Origin of the sequence: Mesorhizobium shangrilense (genome assembly GCF_040537815.1) — a bacterium.
In the GTDB taxonomy this organism is placed as follows: Bacteria; Pseudomonadota; Alphaproteobacteria; order Rhizobiales; family Rhizobiaceae; genus Mesorhizobium; species Mesorhizobium shangrilense.
Genome location: NZ_JBEWSZ010000013.1, coordinates 66,421 through 85,688 on the forward strand (window position 1 = coordinate 66,421; position 19,268 = coordinate 85,688).

Here is a 19,268-nt window from a genome sequence, read left to right on the forward strand (position 1 = left end):
GAGAAGGCGAAATGTCAGATGCCGCGGCTAGCATTGCCGTCGCCGAGGACGAGGCGGCCCTTGCCACCCCGTTCGTCAAATGCCTCGTACGGCTGATCCGTGCTCAGGATCCCCACGGGTCGTGGGAAGGCAAACCAGATGCCGAGCTTCTCGGAGACTACATCATCACCAGGGAACAGCGCCGTGCGAACCCGATCATCGGCGATCCCGATCCGGACGTGCTGTGGAGGCTCGATAAGTTCTATGCCGCCGTCGGGCTTGCGATCGAGGAGCGCTGCGGCCTGATGGCATCGCCGATGATGGAGATGAGCCATGAGGGCTTCGGGCGCGTGCTCTTCACGGCCGGCCGGCTGGTCGTCCTGTCGAAGACCCTGCGCGACGTGCACCGGTTCGGCTTCGAGACGTTCTGGAAGCTCGCACAGGCCGGTACGAAACTGGTCGGCGATGGCATCGCAGCCATCGAAACCTATCCCGATGTGGCACGGGCGTGATGGAACCGAGTTTCGAACAAGGGGGTCATGTCAGGCCTTGAGGAGCTGCGATGCCAGTCCACTCAACCGACGCGGTCGAGACCGATTTGGTTCCTGGGGTAGCGCTGATGAAGCCACTCGTCCTGATCTGTTCGCAAGATGCCGAGTTCTATCTGTTCCTCAGCCACATACTGGAGGTGGACGGCTTTGCCAGTGAGCCGGCAGGCGGCGCCAAGGAAGCACTTGCAATGGCCGACGAACGGGACTTCCAGGCCATTGTGCTGGACTGCGGGCCAACGAGCATGACTGGGTCCGCAATCTGCGCCCGGCTCAAGCGGGAGCCCCGGACCGGCGGACTGCCCATTATTGCCCTGATCGCGCCCGGCGCCGAGAACCAGCACCTCGATCTCCTGAAGGCAGGCATTGACGAGAACTTTGTGCGGCCGATCGCCCCGGCCAAGCTGCTCGATTGTCTACGGGCGAGGCTGGCGCTGACCAAGCGGGGTTCGAACGGGGTTGAAAACGGCGGCTGGCTCTCCTGTGGCGACCTTGAAATGAGGCTCGACGCCCACCGGGTTCGTGGCAATGGCCACGAGATCCATCTCGGGCCGATCGAGTTCAACCTGCTGCGGCTGCTGCTTGAGACTCCCGGCAAGGTCTTCACTCGGGACGAGCTGATCGGCGCGGCCTGGCCGGCCAACATCCACGTCGGTGTACGCACCGTCGATGTGCATATGAGCCGGCTCAGAAAGGCGCTGAAGGCGGCCTCCCCCTCCACCGTCATCCGTACCACCAGGTCTGCCGGCTACTCACTCGAGAGGCCGGACGGCTAAATAGCGAACCGGTGGCCCTGAGCACGACGGAGATGAGGAGTGGCACAACTCTTGCGGCTTCGGAACGCGCCTAAAGGTACGACATACTTAGAAAGAAGCAGTCGATGGGTTTTAAAAGCGTACTCTGTGTGACGGGTTCTGACCACTCCGATGAGGACGTCAGAACAGCTGCCGGCTTGTGTGCCGAGGTCGGCGCGTATCTTTCCGTATTGATTATGTCGCCTCCGCCGCTCGTTATGTCGCCTCCGCCGCTAGGCGATGGCATCCCCGAGTGGCCTAGACAAAGCGCACAGGCCATTGTCAGGTTGGACAAACGGTTTAGGCAGATCGAGACATTTTCACAGGACATGGCCAGACTGGAAAAAACCACCAGGGAAATTCAGAGACTGCTCAGAGCCATGTCGCTTTGCTATGACGTCGATACCGACTACTGCGATCGGGCCAGCGTCGGGGACGCGGTGCGACAGCGGGCGCTCTGCAGCGACCTGACAATCGTCGGCCCCGCACTTCTCAACGACATTAATCTCGGACCTCTTGTTATCAACGGCAGCTTGTTCGATACCGGAAAGCCGGTGCTTGTTGTGCCCAAGGGCGCTGAGGCGACCTTGTCGCCCCGGCGCGTGCTGGTCGGCTGGGATTCGCGAGCGGAGGCGTCCCGTGCGGTTCGGGAGGCGCTGGATCTGCTAACCGGTGCCGAGGAAGTTCGTATCGCACTGGTCGATCCGGAGGCGACCTACAACGGAAACGGCGCTGAGCCGGGAGCCGGCATCGCTGCCTATCTCACTCGCCACGGTGCCCGAGTTTCGGTTGACCGGCTGCCGAGCGCTGGCAAACCGGTGGCCACGGTACTCGCGCAGCACGCAATCGATACGTCCGCCGATATGATCGTCATGGGAGCTTATGGCAGCCGCCGGCTGCGTGAGCGGCTCTTCGGCGGTGTGACGAGATGGATAGTTGGGAAGCCGCCATTGCCGCTGTTTTTGGCTCGCTGACTGGTTCCGAAGTAGCACCGATGCTTTTGGAAGCTCGACTCTCCTGGGTCACCGATCCTGATGCCAATTCGAAGAAAGGTCGCGGCAACCGGGGGAAATTTCGCGAAGCTCCTGGGAGCCAATCTGAACGCGCGGTCGCCGAGACCATCCGGGACGTCTCTAGCGCGCTCTCGGGGTTCTGCTCACCCGAGATGATCCGTAACGCGGCGACCCCCGGCCGCGCAGAGGTAGATGCGCTCCTCAATGGAGCCAAAACCACGGCTTCGCAGGTTCGGCGTCAGGAGAGGAGGAGAGCCGTTTGTACGGCAGGCCGGGTTCGGAGTCGTGATGGCGTCGCACGCGCGCTACCGCGATCTCTCCCTCACTGCGGCTTGGGAGCTGAGCAAAGCAATGACCCATACCGTCGCCGAGGCTCTCACTTCAAGTCGAGACGGTCGTGCTCTTGGCCGTAGTCGGCGGAAATAGATGGCATCGATTACGTTGTCATCGCCTGGGACGGTAGCCAGTAGCGGCGAGGGCGGCCGCATCTTCAGCGTTTTCAGTCGGTCCGGCCCGACCCGCGTGGCGACCACCGGGCGGTCTTTTGGATGGTCAATCTCGACAACCCTCACATTCGCACCAGGCGGCCCGCGTAGCGCCTGAGTACCGAGGATGCGGAAGATAACGACACAAAGCAGGAACTGCTGGGGAGTTCACCGGACGGCACATGCCGGCACTCTTCCTGGCCTTTTCGTCACGATCATCATCGTCACGACGGCGATATTCGCGAGCCGCAGCTGGCCCGGCTTTGTCGGAAAGAACTCTATGTCGCCAGCCAGAAATTCAATCGCAAGGCGGAAGAGGGCAGGGCACAGGCGACGCTCGGATGGAGCGGCACCTTGCGATCGCAAATGGCGAGATCCGCAACAGCCTGACGGACCCGAACGGCAAGAAGCTCAAGCCAGGTGGCGTGACGCGGACGATGACAAGTGCATGGCGGTAGCCAACGCAATCATGATGTCCATCGACTCGTCCCTCAGCTCGAATAGATGTTCAGTCGTCCGTGGCCACGCTTTTTTGGCGATGCGAAGCGCGTGATGCGTGTCCAGAACCTGACGAAGGGAGAAAACATGTCGGGTTCAATACAACCGGCCATCTTGGCCATTTGGAAGTTTTTCAAAGCGCAATCATGGGCTTATTGCGCGCTGAGCGCGCTGGCACGGTCTTTGCAAATTGAGATGCGGCAACACGGAGTGAAGGCTGACTGCATGCAGACGAGCAAGACGAGCGATGCTCTCCTTTCCTTGAACCTTCTGCCCCGTCTCTAAGGGGGAAACAAGCTCGCGCATGAAGCGCGCAACTTTTGGCAATAGCTTTGGAGAACAACATGGTATTGCGGATGGAGTCCCCGGCTCCTTCGATCAAAGTGGAGGACTGGCTGCGTGGCGAGCCCCTCACGAACCTCCAGCCCGGCAAAGTGTACATCGTCGAATTTTGGGCAACCTGGTGCGGGCCATGTGTGGCGGCAATGCCCCATCTGGTGCAGCTGCAGGACAAATACAAGGACAGCGGACTTGAGGTCATCGGAGTCGCGGCTGATGAACAGGCTCCAACGGCCGATGAGGCCCGAACCAAGTTGGACGCGTGGTTAAGCGAAAAGTACTCGAATCTGAACTACCGGATCGCGTTCGACCACACAGGCGAAATGAACAAGCTTTGGAAGGAACCCAGCTTTTCTGTCGGGATTCCGGCCTCGTTCGTGGTCGACCGAGACGGCCACATCGCCTTTATCGGTCATCCCATGCAACTCGATGAGGTTTTGCCGAAAGTGCTTGCCGGCAGCTGGCGCACCAGCGATGAAGCGAAAGCCGCCGATGCGGAGCGGATTGCCAGCCACCAACGCAAAGCGCGCGAACTGACGCTGACCAACCCGATATACGCCAAACTTCGGCCGGCGATGGAGGCTGAGGATTGGACGGCGGCACTCACGGCCATCGAAGAAGGCCTCGCGTTGATGCCAGATTATATCGGGTTCCGGGAAACTCATGCGAATCTACTGCTTCACAAGCTGCGCGACATGCGGGCCGGCTTGCCAGCCATGCGCCAGTTGGTCGAGGACGCGATCGACAAAAAATTCGAGGCCGTGTCTTGGATGGTCATGGCCCTGAACCAACTCTTCGATCCCGCGATGGAGAACTCCCATCTCCCCCGTGCTGAGCGCTTTGCGATGGGCGACAACCTCTCGGAACAGATCCTGACACTGAATCCCCCGCAAGGCGACGGGCCCCTTAAATTCCGTTGGTACCTCCCGGTCGCTCAGTATTATTACGAGAGCGGCAACAAGGATCGCGCGATCGAGTTGATCGAGGTGGCATTGAAATCGCTGGGTGATCCGGAGCCAATGCCGGACCACATCAAACAGTACTACCTTACCCCATTGCTCCAAGCCCTGGCCAACTACACGGGTGAGAACGCCTGTTACGCGGATCTTTGTGTGGTTCCGCAAAACAAGGCTCCTGAAAATCAAACCGCAGTCGCCTCATGAGCAACGATCGCAAAGGGATGACAATTGGAATTGAACCCTGGCCAATTCGTCCATTGTCGGCGGCGAGCCCGCGGTAAGTATGTCCATTGCAGCACAGGGCGCATCGCTTGCCGCAGGTTGGAGTTAAAATCTTGCGATGACCTCCGGCCGCATCGCGGCGGAAGTGATGTCGACGCGAATTCTGGCCGCGGTGGAAGACCTCGCAGTCGAGGACGTCTTCAAGGTCGGCCAGGGGGACATCAATTGCGTGGAATCGGCTGCCCCAAGCTGGACGTCGATTGCGCAAGTGTGCCCGAAGCAGGCGTCCCCGAAAACAGAAATCGTCCTTCGAGGACGAGGACTGAAATTTGAAATTGAGGAGAAGGCGAAATGTCTGATGCCGCGGTTGGCCCTGCCATCAACGAGGAGCAGGCGGCCCTTGCCCGCCCGTTCGTCAAATGCCTCCTGCGGCTGATCCGTGCTGAGGACTTCGACGGCTCATGGCAAGGCAGAGCGGACGCCGAGCTGCTGGCCGACTTCATCATCACGAAGGAACAGCGCCGTGCGATCCCTGTCATCGGCGATCCTGATCCGGACGTGCTGTGGAGGCTGGACATGTTTTACACCGCCGTCGGGCTTGCGATCGAAGAGCGCTCCGGCCTGATGACATCGCCAATGATGGAGATGAAACCCATGAGGGCTTCGAGCGCATGCTTTTCACGGTCGGGCGGTTGGTCGTTCTGTCGAGACGTCCACCGGTTCGGCTTCGAGACGTTCCGGAAACTCGCGGAGGCCGGTACGAAACTGGTCGACGATGCGACTGCAGCGATTGCCTATCCCGAGGTGGCGCGGGCGTGAAGAAACAACCGATTTCAAGGAAGGATTTATGTCAAAACTAGATGAGATGGGGAAGAAAGTCCGAAAGCTTCAGCTGCGCGCGGCAGTTGCCAAGATGAAATTGCGCGACCTTGCAGAGGATCTCCCGGTCCAATGGACTGAGATAGAGGAAGTTGCCGAGAAAGCGTACGCCGCTTTTGCCGAGTTGGATGGTGCCAGGAGAGAGCTCGCTGCAATGAAGAATTTACGATGAGGAGCACATTCACCACCCGCGACGGCTCCATATGGATGCCGGAATATCTGACCGTTATAGATGGCAAGACTTGTATCGGCTGCGGCCGCTGTTTCAAGGTCTGCTCGCGCGAGGTCATGCACCTTCACGGCGTCGATGACGCGGGTGAAATCCTCGGCATCTGCGACGGCGAGGACGATGACTTCGATGGTGAACTCAATCGCATGATCATGGTCGTGGACCAGGCCGGCCGCTGCATTGGCTGCGGAGCCTGCGCCCGCGTCTGCCCGAAGAACTGCCAGACCCATGTTGCGGCCGACCAGGTCGCAGCATGATCTGACGAGACAAAACCAGGAGAACGGCGTTGCCCTTTAGAATCTTTTGTCGCGTCCTTGGGCTGGTCCTGTGCAGCAACGCGCTGACGGTCTACTTCGCTTCTCATTCCATCCGTCTGGTAGTCGTCACGACGCTGGCTTGTTCGCTGCTCCTTCAGGTGGGCTATTTCGCAAGCGTGCTCTTTCTGATCTGGCGGTCTGGCTGCGCTAGCAGAGCTGGCCAAAGGGCTGAGCATTTCGGTAGTTGCAAGGAAGTTCGATCCCAGCCGGCAGACCATGATGAGGTGAGGAATGAATCTTCAGATGTGCCTCAGCTTGGCCCGGCATTTCCCTGCTGAGGCGTCGTGATCCATGGGAAATCTACGCCACTTTGGATCAACCAGGGACATCGAGCTGACCGTCCAAGCGTAGGTGTGCTTGAAATGGGCAGAGGTGACCGCATCCTGGCCCGTCTAGCGTGAATCCAGCTGTTTGGGTTCGGTTGGCACATAATAGCCGTCGCAGCACGCCATCATGCGGGTGGCCTTGTCTCGATGACGAACGCGGCGCTGGAAAGAAAAGTGGGAGCCTTCTGCAACGTCCGACGACGCAGCTGGCTCCAAACCAAAAGCCCATGAGCGAGGGCGGAGCTGGTTCAGCTCAATCACGTGTTGCTGGAGAGAACATGCTGGAAAAGTTCGAACGCTATCCGCTCACGTTTGGACCAACACCCATCGAGAAGCTCGATCGCCTCGGCAAGCATCTAGGAGGAAAGGTTGAAATCTACGCCAAACGCGAGGACTGCAACTCGGGTCTCGCGTTTGGCGGAAACAAGCTGCGCAAGCTCGAATACATCATTCCCGACGCGATCGCGTCAGATGCCGATACGCTCGTCACCATCGGGGGCGTGCAGTCCAACCACACCCGCATGGTCGCTGCGGTCGCCGCCAAGATCGGCATGAAATGTCTCCTGGTTCAGGAGAGCTGGGTACCCCATGAGGATGCCGTCTACGACCGGGTCGGCAACATTCTCTTGAGCCGCATCATGGGAGCAGAGGTGCGCCTGGTCGACGAGGGCTTTGACATCGGTATCCGCCGCAGTTGGGAAAAGGCGCTCTATGAGGTCAAGGCGAGGGGCGGCAGACCCTATGCGATACCAGCCGGGGCATCTGTTCACCCGAATGGCGGCCTCGGCTATGTGGGGTTCGCGCAGGAGGTGCGCGCCCAGGAGAAACAGCTTGGGTTTGCTTTCGACTACATCGTCGTTTGCACGGTCACAGGTTCAACGCATGCTGGGATGCTCGTCGGATTCGCCGAGGACGGTCGACAGCGCAACGTGATCGGTATCGATGCCTCTGCTATCCCTGCTAAGACCAAGGCGCAGGTGCTAAGCATTGCCGAACATACAGCGATGCTCGTCGAGCTCGAAACGGAACTCGTCGAAGATGACGTGGTGTTGCTCGAGGAGTACGCGTACCCGTGTTATGGCATTCCGTCCGAGGAAACCAAGAATGCCATCCGGCTGTGCGCGCGGCTGGAGGGTATGATTACTGATCCCGTCTACGAGGGCAAATCGATGCAAGGGATGATCGACCTCGTCCAGAAAGGCTTCTTTCCGGAGCGGTCGAGGGTCCTCTACGCGCATCTCGGCGGCGCGCCGGCGATCAACGGTTATGGCTATACCTTCCGCAACGGCTGACGCTCGACAGATTTCGATTACGCCGTCCTGCCGTGCGGCGATGACCTGAAAGTTCGTTCGAGGCCGCTTAGGCTCTCTGGCCCAGAGGATGCCAGCATTCTGAGGCGGCCCCGCGGCCGTCCCGTGCGTGCGGAGGCGGCTCGCCGCTCGGGCTGGGGCTCATTGCGGAAAATCTGTCAGCTATGGTCCCTCAGCTTATGGCCGCGCTTGGACGGTTGGAACTGAGCGCCCACAGGCTTTCGGCCCCAAGCCTGGAAGATGCGCGGGCAAGACATTGTGGTATCAGGCCGCGCAGCAAAGGCGTCGAGCTTGGCTGTGACACGACCGACCTCGTCGCTGGTGGCGATACCCGATGACGTCAGTGCGTTAGCGATTGCCGAGAAAGTAAGCATCGGAACCTGCTTGACGTCCCCTTGTCGGCCGTATGGCTGCGTCAGTGCTGAGTCGACATCCGCGAACCCGACGCCTTCAAGGAGGCGGACAAGCCTGCGCCCGATGAAAGGATCGGCGCCGCGCCGACGGGACGCTTCGACATAGAGCTCGGCGTAGCGGTCGAAAGCCGGGCAGGGTGGATCGCAGAACTGACTGCCGTAGTCGATGTCCTCAGTAACGATCGCGCCGCCTGGCAGGAGCGCCTCCCATGCCCGCTCGAGGAGTCGTTCAGGATCGGCGAGATGTGTGAGCACGAAGCGGACATGAACCAGCGCGGCTCCGTCCGCCGGCCAGGGATGGAGTATGTTCGCGTTGTGAAATTCTATATTGCCAATGCCGCGCGCGGCGGCTTCTTCGCGCGCCAGCACAAGCTTGCTTTCGTCGAAGTCAATGCCGACGACGCGGCCATTAGCCCCGACCCGCTGCGCCAACTCGAAGCTTACATCTCCGCCCGCGCAGCCGGCGTCGATCACGGTGGAATCCGAAAGCGGCTCGAAGCGATCAAGCACCGATTGCGTTGAAGGCGCCAGCACGCGCGAAATGACCGCAAGGCGCGCCCGGCCCTCTTTACCCCCTTTGATGATGTAGGGGTCGGAGTTCCTTACTGCCATTGCCATAGCGGCTCTCCTTGATCATGGGTTGACGGTGCCCGTCGGGCACCCAAGGATATTAATAGAAGCTTTTGCGGAGTATCCGAAACCGAGGGATCACAGCCCGCGGCGATTGGTCCGGTACGGGGCGACTCGCCTTCACCGGCCGAAAGTACCATCTGGATCGTAGCGAGCAAGCTTTCTAAGAAGGGGAAGACCCGAATTTGCGCACCTTCGTCGATGGACAGTTGCCCCAGTTTGGTAGATTTCCGTGTGCAGTGGACCGTCGATTCGGGAAACGGGTTGCTGGCAGGTCAGGCAACGTCCCTTTTAGCGCGCTTTCCTTGATCGGCTATGCCGCAAATTTGGGTAAATGCAGGACGAGCCGAGCAGCATGAAATCTCGCTGCCCGAATGCGGCCGCGATGGTAGAGAGCTCGATAGTGAGATTGTCCTGGAGGAAGCTGACCGGACGTTCGTTTTTGGCTAGGACTCGGCCTTGGCGGCAGTCATGAAAACCAGGTCGGGACGTTGTGCCCGGGCCTAGGCGGTCGTCGCTGCGCGATCGGTCAGGTCGAGATTACGACTGTCCGCGTAAGGGCCTTTCCCTCGGGCGAGCCGGACAGCCGGCGCACCAGTGCGGATCCAACCATGCCGCGGTGGCCGGCGACCCAAATGCGTTTGCCCCCAGCGAAATCATTATCGTTTCACGTCAAGCGAGCGTGATCCCGTAGGCGCGGCAGTCGGCCTCGACCATTTCCGAGACGAGCTCATCGAAAGTGGTCTTGGGCTTCCAGTCGAGCTTGGTGGCCGCCTTGGAGGCATCACCGATCAGCAGGTCAACCTCGGTCGGACGGAAATAACGCTTGTCTATACGGATCAGCGCCTGATTACTCCTACGTTCGCGGCCCACCTCGTCAACGCCTTCGCCTTCCCAGACGATCTCCTTCCCGACCCGCCTGAAGGCAGCCTCGACAAAGCTGCGGACCGAATGCGTCTCGCCTGTCGCGAGCACAAAATCGTCAGGCTCATGGTGCTGCAGGATGCGCCACATGCCCTCGACATAGTCGCGGGCCGAGCCCCAGTCGCGCTTTGCCTCCAGGTTGCCAAGATAGAGGCAGTCCTGCTTGCCGGCCATAATCGCAGCTACTGCACGGGTCACCTTGCGCGTGATGAAAGTTTCGCCGCGCGTCGGCCCTTCGTGATTGAATAGTATCCCGTTACTTGCATAGAGCCCGTATGCCTCGCGGTAGTTCACGGTGATCCAGTAGGCGTAGAGCTTTGCCACTGCATAGGGCGAGCGTGGATAAAACGGGGTAGTCTCCTCCTGCGGGACGGCCTGGACCGAACCGAAGAGTTCGGAAGTGGAGGCCTGGTAAAACCGCGTTTTTTCCTCGAGGCGAAGAATGCGGATCGCTTCCAGCAGCCGCAGCGTGCCGAGCGCATCGGCATTGGCGGTATATTCGGGGGTCTCGAAAGAGACTTGCACGTGGCTTTGCGCAGCCAGATTGTAGATTTCGTCAGGCTGCGTCTCCTGCAGGAGACGTATCAGGTTTGTCGCATCCGTCATGTCCCCGTAATGCAGGACCATGTCGGGATGGTCCTCATGAGGATCTTGATACAGGTGGTCGATGCGCTGGGTATTCCCGATCAGCGAGGCCCGCCGCTTCAGGCCATGTACCATATAGCCCTTCGAAAGCAGCAGTTCGGCGAGCAACGCGCCGTCCTGGCCGGTGATACCTGTAATGAATGCTGTACGCCGAGGTGAACTCATTTCTGATATTTCCGTGAATGAAGCGTGTGGGCAGGAATAGTCAACGGCGCGTAGGAAGACTAACTGCGCGCTACAATCGCGGTGCAATCAACGCTGTATGACCGTCTTAGCTAGGGTCTGAGGCTTGGGTGATATTAAGAGCGTGCGGATTACATCGAATGTGGTGTGCCCTCGGCATCAGACCCAGAAGGACTTCGCTCCATCTTCCGCACGACGGGAGAAACCTCCTTGTAGGCGTCGCCTTCCGAAGCGGCGTCTTTTCATGTCCGTTACTCGTCGTAAAATCGATTGTTTCGATGCAATGCATCCACAGGACGGATGAACTCTTATCGATTAGATGGAAAGTTCAGAGCCTTTGAACGCAGATCAGCTCAGCGAGATCCGCGCCGCGAGGAGATGGCAAGAGCCGTTTTCCACGCCACAGTCCGTAAATACTGGGTGCTAGCCTCCGTGTTCCGGTGCGGAGCTGCCCTATTAGCCTACCGGCAAAAGGACAACGACGTGTCAATGTCGGATACCCGACAGGAACACAAATCTGCTAACCCGTTGCTTTAATGAAAATTTCCTTTCTGGCACGTTCCATGCTTGAGGCCTTCCGAACGCATCAGCCGAGGTCGTCCTATGATCAGGCTCACCGAAAATGCTGTCGCCGCATTTAAGGCCGCGGTCTCGCTGGCCGCCGAGCCGGTCGAAGGTCGGCGCATCATGGTCGAGGGGGGCGGCTGCGCCGGATTAAAATCCGGAATTTGGAAAGCATCTCGCTGACGGTGACGCGGTCATCGAGGCGGTCGGAACTAGGACATACGTCGATCCCGCCAACGAACCACATGTCGCCGGCATGACTGTCGCTCTCGTCACTGGGCTGGGATCCTTGGGCTTAAATCACCGTCTACCCCGCCGGCACGACTTGGAGATGGAATATTGCATAATTTTCTTAAACAATTCCGCTTATGGATAAATGAGGCTGTCAAGGATTTTTCCAGCGAGCATTCGAGCGCGCATGTGTCAGCGTGCGGCGTCGTCTTTTTTGATGACGACAATTGTAGCTATTCGATCCCTCCGTCTACTGTTTCGTCCCTCGATGCGGGGTCTGAGAACGCGCCTTCCAGTGATTGAGACGAAGCGCCTTGACGGTTCAGATTGACATCATTGAACAGCTGATCAGCCAATCGGAACTGTTGCGGTGACCTTTCGAAGGGACGCACCAAGCTGTAAGCGCCCTTCGAAAAGACGCATGTCTTAGGCGACTGGGGTATATTGATGGGTAGTATTCCAGACTTCAAACTTTCATAACGAGCAACGATATCGTGCTGCGCAGGGGCTTGGGAAGTCAGCCTCGCTGTCCCACTGCCAGCAGTCAATGACACGGCGACCTGCACTGACCTGACACTGAATCTTCATCTGGCTGCAATTAGAGCCTCGGCGGGTTTTAGGCCCTGTGGCTTGGGGTGAGCAACGGGCGATCGGCGGAGCTGGTCGGGGTTGCGCAGCCGATCGCCCGTTGCGGTTAGATTGGCGGCATAGGCCGCAGGCGTGACGTAGCCCAGCACAGAATGTGTGCGCGATCGTTTATAGTCGTCGACCCATGCGGCGATCGTGGTTCGGGCATGGTCGAGGTCGAAGAACAGGGTTTCGTTCAAGAGTTCGTCGCGAATTTCGGCGGGATGTTCAAGGGCACGCCCATGGTCCTGCTTTGCGTGCGCTAAAGCCGCGTGGCGCCGCTACGTCCCTCGAGAATCTCGGCTCGAATATCCGCTCACTACACAGCGAGGTTTGTGACGGAAAAGCTGGTTTCGTTCGGTATAATCGCATCGAAGCGTAATAGCTGAAACTGGTATCGTCGCATCGATTGAGGGGAAGCCGAAGTCGGTCCGCCGATCGGATTGAAGGCGTATATGGGCGCATTGCCAATGAATGAGGCGTCAAGCAGACCCTGGCCAGCCCTCTGAAACCTCAGATGAGATAGGCATGCGGCTATAACGGCCACACTGCCATGCTGCTGGGTGCGCCGCCAATTCCTCGCGATACGCGAAAGTTCATGCGCTCGTTACCTTGATCTTGCTGCGGAAGGAGTGCTGGGCGGCCAAGGGAGGCTCCGGCACGGATCGTGGACACCGTTTCGGCCCAGGCTGAGGAGTTGTTCGCCAAGCAATGGGGGCATGCAGTCTCGCCACATATCAGAGCACGCAAAGCAGGATCACTCCCTGCGCAAAATGGCGACGTCACAGCCACCGAAATTCGCTGAGGCGCTCCATGCCACGCCGCTGGTAATCAAACGGTGCAACAGATTCTACAAGTAATTTCACAGAACCTTTGCGACCTAAAATCCCTAACAATGCTACGTTCACCCCAAGTCTGAATCAGACACCTAGCGCCCTAGGTACCTGAAAGTACCCCAACTGAAACGCGAGCCCTGTTCGGATGGTCGGGTCTCGTCTCGTACCCAGCAAATCCCACTTCGATGTACCTGACGGGGAAGTGATATGGCGGTCCAAAATTCTGTACATCCTATCGGCCCTCTGGGAAGCGGTGCGAGCATGTCGACCAGAGAACTTCTCGAGGCGGCCACCGATGAAGTTTGGAGCCCATACATGTATCACCAGACGTTCGATAGCGCGGATGCGACCCAGATTATCGCCGAGGATGCGCAGCAGCGAAGGGTTCATTCTAGCGACGCTCTTTGTTGCGGCACATTCGGCGAGTTGCTGCAAGGTCAGCTGCCGGTCGGCTCGGTTCCCCGGGACCCTCATTTCTTGGTCACGATGCCCATCGCGCTCTTTGCGCGAGCTCACTTCATGCCGATTGCAGGCACACGATCCGTAACCGTTTATCCGTCACATAAAGTCAAAGCAAAACGACTGGCTGAGACCCTCGTGATTGCGCTCGGCGTCTCAGGAGGAATCCTCCTTTTGCAATCGGAACTCCCAGAAGGCAAAGGGCTGGCGAGTTCGTCTGCGGACCTTGTTGCGGCTGCACGGTCAATCGCCGGGTGCTTCAAGCGTAGAGTCCGGACATCGTTGATTGAGAAGTTAATGGCGGAGGTCGAGCCATCCGACGGGGTGATGTACCCAGGAGTGGTCGCATATCAACAGCGAGCATGCAACCTTCTCTCCTTCCTTGGGCAAATGCCGCCGCTTGCAATCGTAGGTATCGATGAAGGAGGGACGGTCGAAACCGTCGACTATAATCAACGGCGAGGTGAAATCTCCGCCAGTCACAGGGCAGAATATCACGAATTACTCGACCGCGCACGAATAGCAATTCCGCAGGGTGACACGGCCACGATAGGCAGAATAGCTACAGTCAGCGCCCTCCTGCATCAGGAGCGGGTTCCAAAGGAGCACCTGAACTCGATGCTGAAAGTATCCGAGGCCACTGGTGCTCTCGGGATCATAGTCGCGCACAGCGGCACAATGATTGGAATTCTGCTTGATCGAATGGCGGCTGAGTTTCCACGGAAGCTTCGGTCCGTGCTCGCCCAAGTATCGCCGATCGACCACTCGCCAAAAATATATCTGACTATGTGACTGGGTGCCGGTGAGGTAAGCAATATGGACGCTGTTCGCAAACGCCTGCCATTCGCAGGCTATTCCGATGCCTATGCTCTCCCCAGCATTATTAGGTGTGAGACAAACCTCTATCTAGCGCAGTTCGCGTTCATGAAGCTTCTCCCTGCCAAGTACATCATTGAGCAGGCGCTGGCTCGAGGGACTTTGACGCACGGCATGAAAGTTATCGAGACCTCGAGCGGAACCTTCGCGCTGGGGCTGGCCGTAGTTTGCCGGGAACGTGGCTTCCAGCTCGAAATCTTCACAGACCCAGTGATGGACAAAGGCCTGGAAAACAGGTTGAACTCCTTGGGAGCCGAGGTCTTCATAATAACTGAAAAGGCGAAGCAGGGTGGTTATCAAAGAAGCCGCCTCGACGCATTACACGCTAGGATGAGACAGTTGGGCCACTCCTGTTTCTGGCCCCGCCAATACGAAACACCCGACAACCCCGCAGCCTATAAGCTCTTCGCCGATCAAATATCGGGGATGTTGGGCGCCGACGTAACATTGGTCGGTTCTGTAGGGTCGGGCGGCTCAACTTGTGGAACGATAGACCGCCTCCGCCAAAAAGCCCCTGGTGCGCGCCTGGTCGGAGTGGACACCTTCAATAGCGTCATTTTTGGTCAACCGGACGGCGAACGGAAGCTGCGGGGGCTGGGGAACAGTCTTGTCCCCAAGAACGTGAAGCATGAACTGTATGACGAGGTGCATTTCATCTCGGCTCCGCTCGCATTTGCTGCAACGCGTAACCTTCACGAGCTGCACGCCGTTTTCGCCGGTCCAACTTCCGGAGCGAGCTACATCGTTGGGCGTTGGCTCGCTCGGCAGCATCCAAGAGAAACCGTAGTCGTCATATGTCCTGATGAAGGCCACCGCTACGTAGGAGCTGCTTACGACCACGAGTGGCTCAAGCAGAACGGATGCCTACATGAAGGTGTTCTTCTGGACGCTCCGTCTAGTGAAGAGCATCCCTCGACCGCTCTCCCGCCATGGAACCGATATCGTTGGAATCGGAAAAGCCTGGAAACTGTCCTAAACCCGCTGGAGGACGTTTGATGAACCGAGGTAGCTTCCTCTTCGTGGAAAGCAACACGACGGGCACTGGCGAACTGTTGATCAAGCGGGCCAGCGTCCTGGGCTTTGAGCCATATATCGTTACGCGCAATCCTGCGCGCTATCCGTTTCTTAAGGACTCCGTCGCTCACGTTATCGAAGCTGAAACGCGTAGTCCGGATGACGTCATAGGGGTCGCCGCCAAATTAAGAAGGCTTGCAGGAATATATTCATCGTCGGATTATTTTGTGGAAGCAGCGTCACGTGTCGCGACGGCAATGGGGTTACCAGCTCCGAACCCGGAGGCTATAGCCACATGCCGGAACAAATGGAAGCAAGCGTCCGAGTTGCAGCGACAATCAATCACGATCCCTGAAACTCGGCTGGCCACTTCCGTCAGGGACGTCGAGAATATTCTTGCCCAAGCTACTCTGCCGGTGGTTGTCAAGCCGGTGTCCGGAAGCGGTAGTAGCGGCGTGCGGTTGTGCGCTACTGCGGCAGCCGCTATCAAGGCGTTTGAGATTGCAAGGGTCGCACTGCTCGATCAAGTGGATCTTCCCAGCCCCGACATCCTCATCCAGCAATATATAGAGGGTAAAGAATACTCTGCAGAGATATTTGCTTACGATGGGGCGGTGCATTGCCTTGGAATTCTTGCCAAACACAAAGGGCCGGCTCCCTGCTTCGTCGAGGTAGGGCACGACTTCCCGGCCCCGCTTCCGGAGCCGTCCCTCAAGGAACTGGCTCCTTTTGCTGCGCGAGCGGTTTCGGCGCTGGGCCTGAAGTTCGGACCGGCTCATGTAGAGTTCGTGATAGCGGAGTCGGGGCCCGTCATCATTGAGGTCAATCCCAGGCTGGCTGGAGGAATGATTCCAGTCATGCTCTCCCACACTTTAGGTACCTCAATCCTGGACATGGTAATCAAACTTTACGCGGGAGAAGCGTTCACGCCTCCACGGGCGAGCGCAAGGGCGGGAGCCATCCGTTTCCGACTTGCTCACACGTCCGGGAAGCTCAAACGTCTGGGCTTTTCTCGAAATCCAGAGTCTACAGTGCCTGAAGCGGGTCTTCTGAAATCCGAGGGGGAGGAAGTTAATATATATGGCGACTTTAGAGACCGCGTAGCCTACGCCGTAGGCGTCGCTGATGACCTCGATGCCGCCGCTACGGCAGCTCAACGGATGATCGATTCCATTGTAATCGATATCGAGACAACTAGTGATGAAGCGGACAACAAGCAAGCCGCTGGGTCAAACGAGGGCGGGTGGAACCTACATCCCGAAGCGATGAAGTTGCTCGCTCCGCCCATCGACATCTCGCGCGACGGCCGCCTTCTGCATTACCAAGCGGCCATAGACGAAGCACATCTGGTGATGCTTGCGGACCAGGGCTTGGTCAGCCAGGCAGCCGCTGCCGATCTCCTCAAGAACATCTTGGCCCTACAGGCCGAGGGCTTTCAGTCTTTGGAGGGTCGCGACGCTCCGCGTGGCCTCTATCTTGCCTATGAGACAGAACTTGCCACCAGAGCTGGGCCGGAAAAGGCCGGCTGGCTGCACCTTGCGAGGTCCCGCAACGACTTGAACGCGACCATTTCTCTCCTGGCCCTTCGGGAAGCTGCGTGTTTCATCTCGCAAGAAATAGGAACTGCACAAGATGCCCTGCTTCTGCGAGCCGAGGAAGCATCGAGACTTGTGGCTCCGTTGTTCAGTCAATACCAGATCGCACTCCCTGGGTCGCCCGGGCACTACCTGCTCGGCGTCTTCTTCGCTCTGGGGCGGGAACGCCAGCGCCTCCATTGCCTGCTGGAAGACATCAGGAACTGCCCTATGGGAGCTGGTGCCGGCGGAGGCACCAGCATGCCTATAGATCCGTTGAAGACCGCAAATCTTCTGGGATTCGAACTACCGTCATTCAACTCAATTGATGCGGTTGCAAGCCGCGATCATCACCTGCAAGGGCTTTCAGTCTTCGCTGGCATTTCAACTTTGCTCAGTCGTGTGGCCCAGGACCTGCAGGTTTGGACGACGCGTGAGTTCGCGCTCATCGACGTTCCTCACAATCTTGCCGGCGGCTCTTCCATGCTGCCTCAAAAGAAGAACCCGTTTCTGCTTGAACACATCAAGGGGTCGGCAAGTACCGTGATCGGCGCATACGTTTCTGCGGCAACAGCAACCTGCAAATCGCCTTTCAGCAACTCGATCGAAACGAGCAACTACGGCTGCTCTCCATTGGGCCTAGCAGAAGATGCCCTGAAGCGGGCCATAATCCTCACGTCGCTAATGGTGAAGTTCATGTCTTTCAACGAGAGGTCGATGCGTGAAAATCTGGAAGACGGCTCATCGATGACGGCTGTCGCCGCCGAACGGATGGCGTCGCGAGGCATTCCTTTCAGGAAGGCCCACACACTAATTGGCGAGATTGCGAAACGCCTGTCACTGGATAGCTCCGTTGCGGAGCGGCGAAGCGAGTTGGCCAGCCACCTCGCTGGCCTATTACCGGCGAGTCTTGAAGAGTGCAAGGATGCTCTGCAGTTCGGAGGAGGACCCGGAAAAAGATCAACCGACGACCAGGTTTCTGTAGCAAAATCGCTCTTTCGGGACACGCAGCTGAAATGCGCGGACATACGGGAACGCTGGACGCGCGCCGAGATGCGCCGCAAACAAAGGGTGAAAGAACTCATTGATACTCACCGAGCCACTTGAACGAGTAGATATAAGGAAAAAAGTCCAATGGTACTGTCGCCTCGACTTGGCAATGGGTCGTGTCCCGGCGAGTGGATGCTATGCGGCAAGCGACGAGGGTATGGCATCCTTAAGGGCTGTTGGTCCACATCAGAAAGGAGGTGCCGCATGTCGCAGTCTTTTGACGCAAGCCGTCTCTTACCGCTCTCGAACAGAATAACACCGTCATTGCCGTAATCGAAATGGGCAAGGCGAAATGGCTGATTGCGGCGCTCGTACCGGGTCTCAAGCGCCAGCCCCTCATGGAGATCGATGCCGGCGCGTATCACTGTTGAAGCTGTTGCAGCGCTGGCGCGACGAAGCCGGCCAAGCCGGGCACACGATCAAGCGGATCGCCGTCGCCTATGAGCCGGCTGGCAACGGTTTCCGGCTGGCGCGTTGCCTGTGGGCCATCCATCCCGCCAGCGTTGCGGTGTCGCGTGAGCACCGGCGCGCCAGACCGATGGTCTCGACACCGAGCTTTTGATGAGCGCCTTTCTCGGCTGGCTGCGAGGCAAGAAGCGCCATTGCATTATGGCGCGATCCCGACGCTCGAAGAGGGGGACGAGCAGCGGCCGATCCGCGAACGACAAACCTTGGTCGGTGAGCAGCAGACGCGGCTCGTCAACCGCATCAAGGCGATTCTCGCCCGCTTCGGCATTCGCAGCTTCCGCATAAGCCTGCGCGATGCGGAAGACAGGCTGATAGCCATCCACGGGACGCTGCTGCCGGACAACACCCGAGCCGAGTTGCACCACTTGCTTGAGCAGCTCGATCTCGTACGCGCAGATCCGGACCATCGAGGGCGACCGCCTTCTCATCGCACTGAGCAGGATGCTCCGCGCATAGCCAGCACGACGAGCAAGCTTGGATACGCGTGCGTCGCCTCGATCATATGGCGCCCGCCGGCCCGGCGATTCTCGACTCGTTTGAGGACCAGCGGACTGGCCTCGCCACCGTGAAGATCGTCTCAAGCGCGGGTACTATGAACCGATAAAGTAGAACGGATTCGGTTTAAAAAGTCAGCCTATGGAGAAAACAATGGAGTACCACTCATACGACAATGAAGGCCATCAGATCCAGCACGACGGTGGTTTTGATACGGTCGGTTCAATTGCCACAAACGTTGAAGACGGCTTCACAATAGCGGCAGTTGGCGATCTTCTCTTCGCGCGGCCCGTAACAAAAGGCTATCATCCAGGCTTGGCCGACGTCCTCAGGATCTTTCATAAGGCCGACGTCACTTTCGGCAACTTGGAAACCAACATC

17 protein-coding genes and 2 pseudogenes are annotated in these 19,268 nt (G+C 58.4%); 16 read left to right on the forward strand and 3 right to left on the reverse strand.

Going from position 1 to position 19,268, the window contains the following annotated elements:
* The first annotated feature begins 11 nt into the window (after positions 1–11).
* The 9 genes from ABVQ20_RS38515 (at position 12) to ABVQ20_RS38555 (ending at position 7,880) form a co-directional block, all read left to right on the forward strand.
* Positions 12–491, forward strand: a complete 480-nt coding sequence (locus tag ABVQ20_RS38515; protein ID WP_354465025.1) for a NifX-associated nitrogen fixation protein — start codon at positions 12–14, stop codon at positions 489–491.
* Between the two features lie 50 nt (positions 492–541).
* Positions 542–1,303 (forward strand): response regulator transcription factor, encoded by a 762-nt coding sequence (locus ABVQ20_RS38520; RefSeq protein ID WP_354465026.1) that lies wholly within the window; start codon positions 542–544, stop codon positions 1,301–1,303.
* Between the two features lie 104 nt (positions 1,304–1,407).
* Entirely contained in the window at positions 1,408–2,295 is an 888-nt protein-coding gene (locus ABVQ20_RS38525) for a universal stress protein (protein ID WP_354465027.1), read from the forward strand.
* A gap of 1,366 nt (positions 2,296–3,661) precedes the next feature.
* A complete protein-coding gene (locus ABVQ20_RS38530; protein WP_354465028.1) occupies positions 3,662–4,819 on the forward strand; it encodes a TlpA disulfide reductase family protein in 1,158 nt (385 codons plus the stop codon).
* Positions 4,820–5,188: 369 nt separating this feature from the next.
* The gene (locus ABVQ20_RS38535) at positions 5,189–5,656 is read left to right on the forward strand and encodes a DUF269 domain-containing protein (protein WP_354465029.1); all 468 of its coding nucleotides are present in this window, start codon (positions 5,189–5,191) and stop codon (positions 5,654–5,656) included.
* Positions 5,657–5,684: 28 nt separating this feature from the next.
* Positions 5,685–5,888: a CCE_0567 family metalloprotein gene (locus ABVQ20_RS38540; RefSeq protein WP_354465030.1), complete on the forward strand. Its 204-nt coding sequence runs from the start codon at positions 5,685–5,687 to the stop codon at positions 5,886–5,888.
* On the forward strand, positions 5,885–6,202 hold the full coding sequence (fdxB, locus tag ABVQ20_RS38545; RefSeq protein WP_354465031.1) for a ferredoxin III, nif-specific: 318 nt from the start codon (positions 5,885–5,887) through the stop codon (positions 6,200–6,202). The genes ABVQ20_RS38540 and fdxB overlap by 4 nt, the downstream gene beginning before the upstream one ends.
* Positions 6,203–6,231: 29 nt before the next feature.
* Positions 6,232–6,540 carry an exopolysaccharide production repressor protein gene (locus ABVQ20_RS38550; RefSeq protein WP_354465032.1) on the forward strand — a complete coding sequence of 103 codons (309 nt, stop codon included), beginning with the start codon at positions 6,232–6,234 and terminating at the stop codon, positions 6,538–6,540.
* 326 nt (positions 6,541–6,866) lie between these two features.
* Entirely contained in the window at positions 6,867–7,880 is a 1,014-nt protein-coding gene (locus ABVQ20_RS38555; protein WP_354465033.1) for a 1-aminocyclopropane-1-carboxylate deaminase, read from the forward strand.
* A 176-nt stretch (positions 7,881–8,056) separates the two neighbouring features.
* Here ABVQ20_RS38555 and ABVQ20_RS38560 read toward each other — a convergent pair whose 3' ends face one another.
* Positions 8,057–8,929: a methyltransferase domain-containing protein gene (locus ABVQ20_RS38560; RefSeq protein ID WP_354465034.1), complete on the reverse strand. Its 873-nt coding sequence runs from the start codon at positions 8,927–8,929 to the stop codon at positions 8,057–8,059.
* A 684-nt stretch (positions 8,930–9,613) separates the two neighbouring features.
* Entirely contained in the window at positions 9,614–10,675 is a 1,062-nt protein-coding gene (gene gmd / locus ABVQ20_RS38565; protein WP_354465035.1) for a GDP-mannose 4,6-dehydratase, read from the reverse strand.
* Positions 10,676–11,296: 621 nt separating this feature from the next.
* On the opposite strand from gmd, the gene ABVQ20_RS38570 reads away from it, so the two are divergent.
* Positions 11,297–11,440, forward strand: coding sequence for an iron-sulfur cluster assembly accessory protein (locus tag ABVQ20_RS38570; protein WP_354465036.1), 144 nt, complete (start codon positions 11,297–11,299; stop codon positions 11,438–11,440).
* Between the two features lie 632 nt (positions 11,441–12,072).
* Here the strand turns inward: ABVQ20_RS38570 and ABVQ20_RS38575 are convergent.
* Positions 12,073–12,330 (reverse strand): annotated as a pseudogene (locus ABVQ20_RS38575) (integrase core domain-containing protein); the annotation flags it as partial.
* 882 nt (positions 12,331–13,212) lie between these two features.
* Here ABVQ20_RS38575 and ABVQ20_RS38580 point away from each other — a divergent pair.
* From ABVQ20_RS38580 to ABVQ20_RS38605, 6 genes and pseudogenes are all read left to right on the forward strand, one after another.
* Positions 13,213–14,202, forward strand: coding sequence for a GHMP family kinase ATP-binding protein (locus ABVQ20_RS38580; RefSeq protein WP_354465037.1), 990 nt, complete (start codon positions 13,213–13,215; stop codon positions 14,200–14,202).
* 24 nt (positions 14,203–14,226) lie between these two features.
* Complete coding sequence (locus ABVQ20_RS38585; RefSeq protein WP_354465038.1) at positions 14,227–15,282, forward strand: cysteine synthase family protein; 1,056 nt, start codon at positions 14,227–14,229, stop codon at positions 15,280–15,282.
* Entirely contained in the window at positions 15,282–17,981 is a 2,700-nt protein-coding gene (locus ABVQ20_RS38590; protein WP_354465039.1) for a lyase family protein, read from the forward strand. The genes ABVQ20_RS38585 and ABVQ20_RS38590 overlap by 1 nt, the downstream gene beginning before the upstream one ends.
* Positions 17,982–18,291: 310 nt before the next feature.
* Positions 18,292–18,486, forward strand: coding sequence for a hypothetical protein (locus ABVQ20_RS38595; protein WP_354465040.1), 195 nt, complete (start codon positions 18,292–18,294; stop codon positions 18,484–18,486).
* 40 nt (positions 18,487–18,526) lie between these two features.
* A complete protein-coding gene (locus tag ABVQ20_RS38600) occupies positions 18,527–18,961 on the forward strand; it encodes a hypothetical protein (protein WP_354465041.1) in 435 nt (144 codons plus the stop codon).
* Positions 18,962–19,040: 79 nt separating this feature from the next.
* A pseudogene (locus ABVQ20_RS38605) lies at positions 19,041–19,268 on the forward strand (CapA family protein); the annotation flags it as partial.

Excerpts from the sequence above, each read along its gene's own strand:
- ABVQ20_RS38515 (WP_354465025.1), top strand. The coding sequence starts at position 12 with ATGTCAGATGCCGCGGCTAGCATTGCCGTCGCCGAGGACGAGGCGGCC.
- ABVQ20_RS38520 (WP_354465026.1), top strand. The coding sequence starts at position 542 with ATGCCAGTCCACTCAACCGACGCGGTCGAGACCGATTTGGTTCCTGGG.
- ABVQ20_RS38525 (WP_354465027.1), top strand. The coding sequence starts at position 1,408 with ATGGGTTTTAAAAGCGTACTCTGTGTGACGGGTTCTGACCACTCCGAT.
- ABVQ20_RS38530 (WP_354465028.1), top strand. The coding sequence starts at position 3,662 with ATGGTATTGCGGATGGAGTCCCCGGCTCCTTCGATCAAAGTGGAGGAC.
- ABVQ20_RS38535 (WP_354465029.1), top strand. The coding sequence starts at position 5,189 with ATGTCTGATGCCGCGGTTGGCCCTGCCATCAACGAGGAGCAGGCGGCC.
- ABVQ20_RS38540 (WP_354465030.1), top strand. The coding sequence starts at position 5,685 with ATGTCAAAACTAGATGAGATGGGGAAGAAAGTCCGAAAGCTTCAGCTG.
- fdxB (WP_354465031.1), top strand. The coding sequence starts at position 5,885 with ATGAGGAGCACATTCACCACCCGCGACGGCTCCATATGGATGCCGGAA.
- ABVQ20_RS38555 (WP_354465033.1), top strand. The coding sequence starts at position 6,867 with ATGCTGGAAAAGTTCGAACGCTATCCGCTCACGTTTGGACCAACACCC.
- ABVQ20_RS38560 (WP_354465034.1), bottom strand. The coding sequence starts at position 8,929 with ATGGCAATGGCAGTAAGGAACTCCGACCCCTACATCATCAAAGGGGGT.
- gmd (WP_354465035.1), bottom strand. The coding sequence starts at position 10,675 with ATGAGTTCACCTCGGCGTACAGCATTCATTACAGGTATCACCGGCCAG.
- ABVQ20_RS38570 (WP_354465036.1), top strand. The coding sequence starts at position 11,297 with ATGATCAGGCTCACCGAAAATGCTGTCGCCGCATTTAAGGCCGCGGTC.
- ABVQ20_RS38580 (WP_354465037.1), top strand. The coding sequence starts at position 13,213 with ATGTCGACCAGAGAACTTCTCGAGGCGGCCACCGATGAAGTTTGGAGC.
- ABVQ20_RS38585 (WP_354465038.1), top strand. The coding sequence starts at position 14,227 with ATGGACGCTGTTCGCAAACGCCTGCCATTCGCAGGCTATTCCGATGCC.
- ABVQ20_RS38590 (WP_354465039.1), top strand. The coding sequence starts at position 15,282 with ATGAACCGAGGTAGCTTCCTCTTCGTGGAAAGCAACACGACGGGCACT.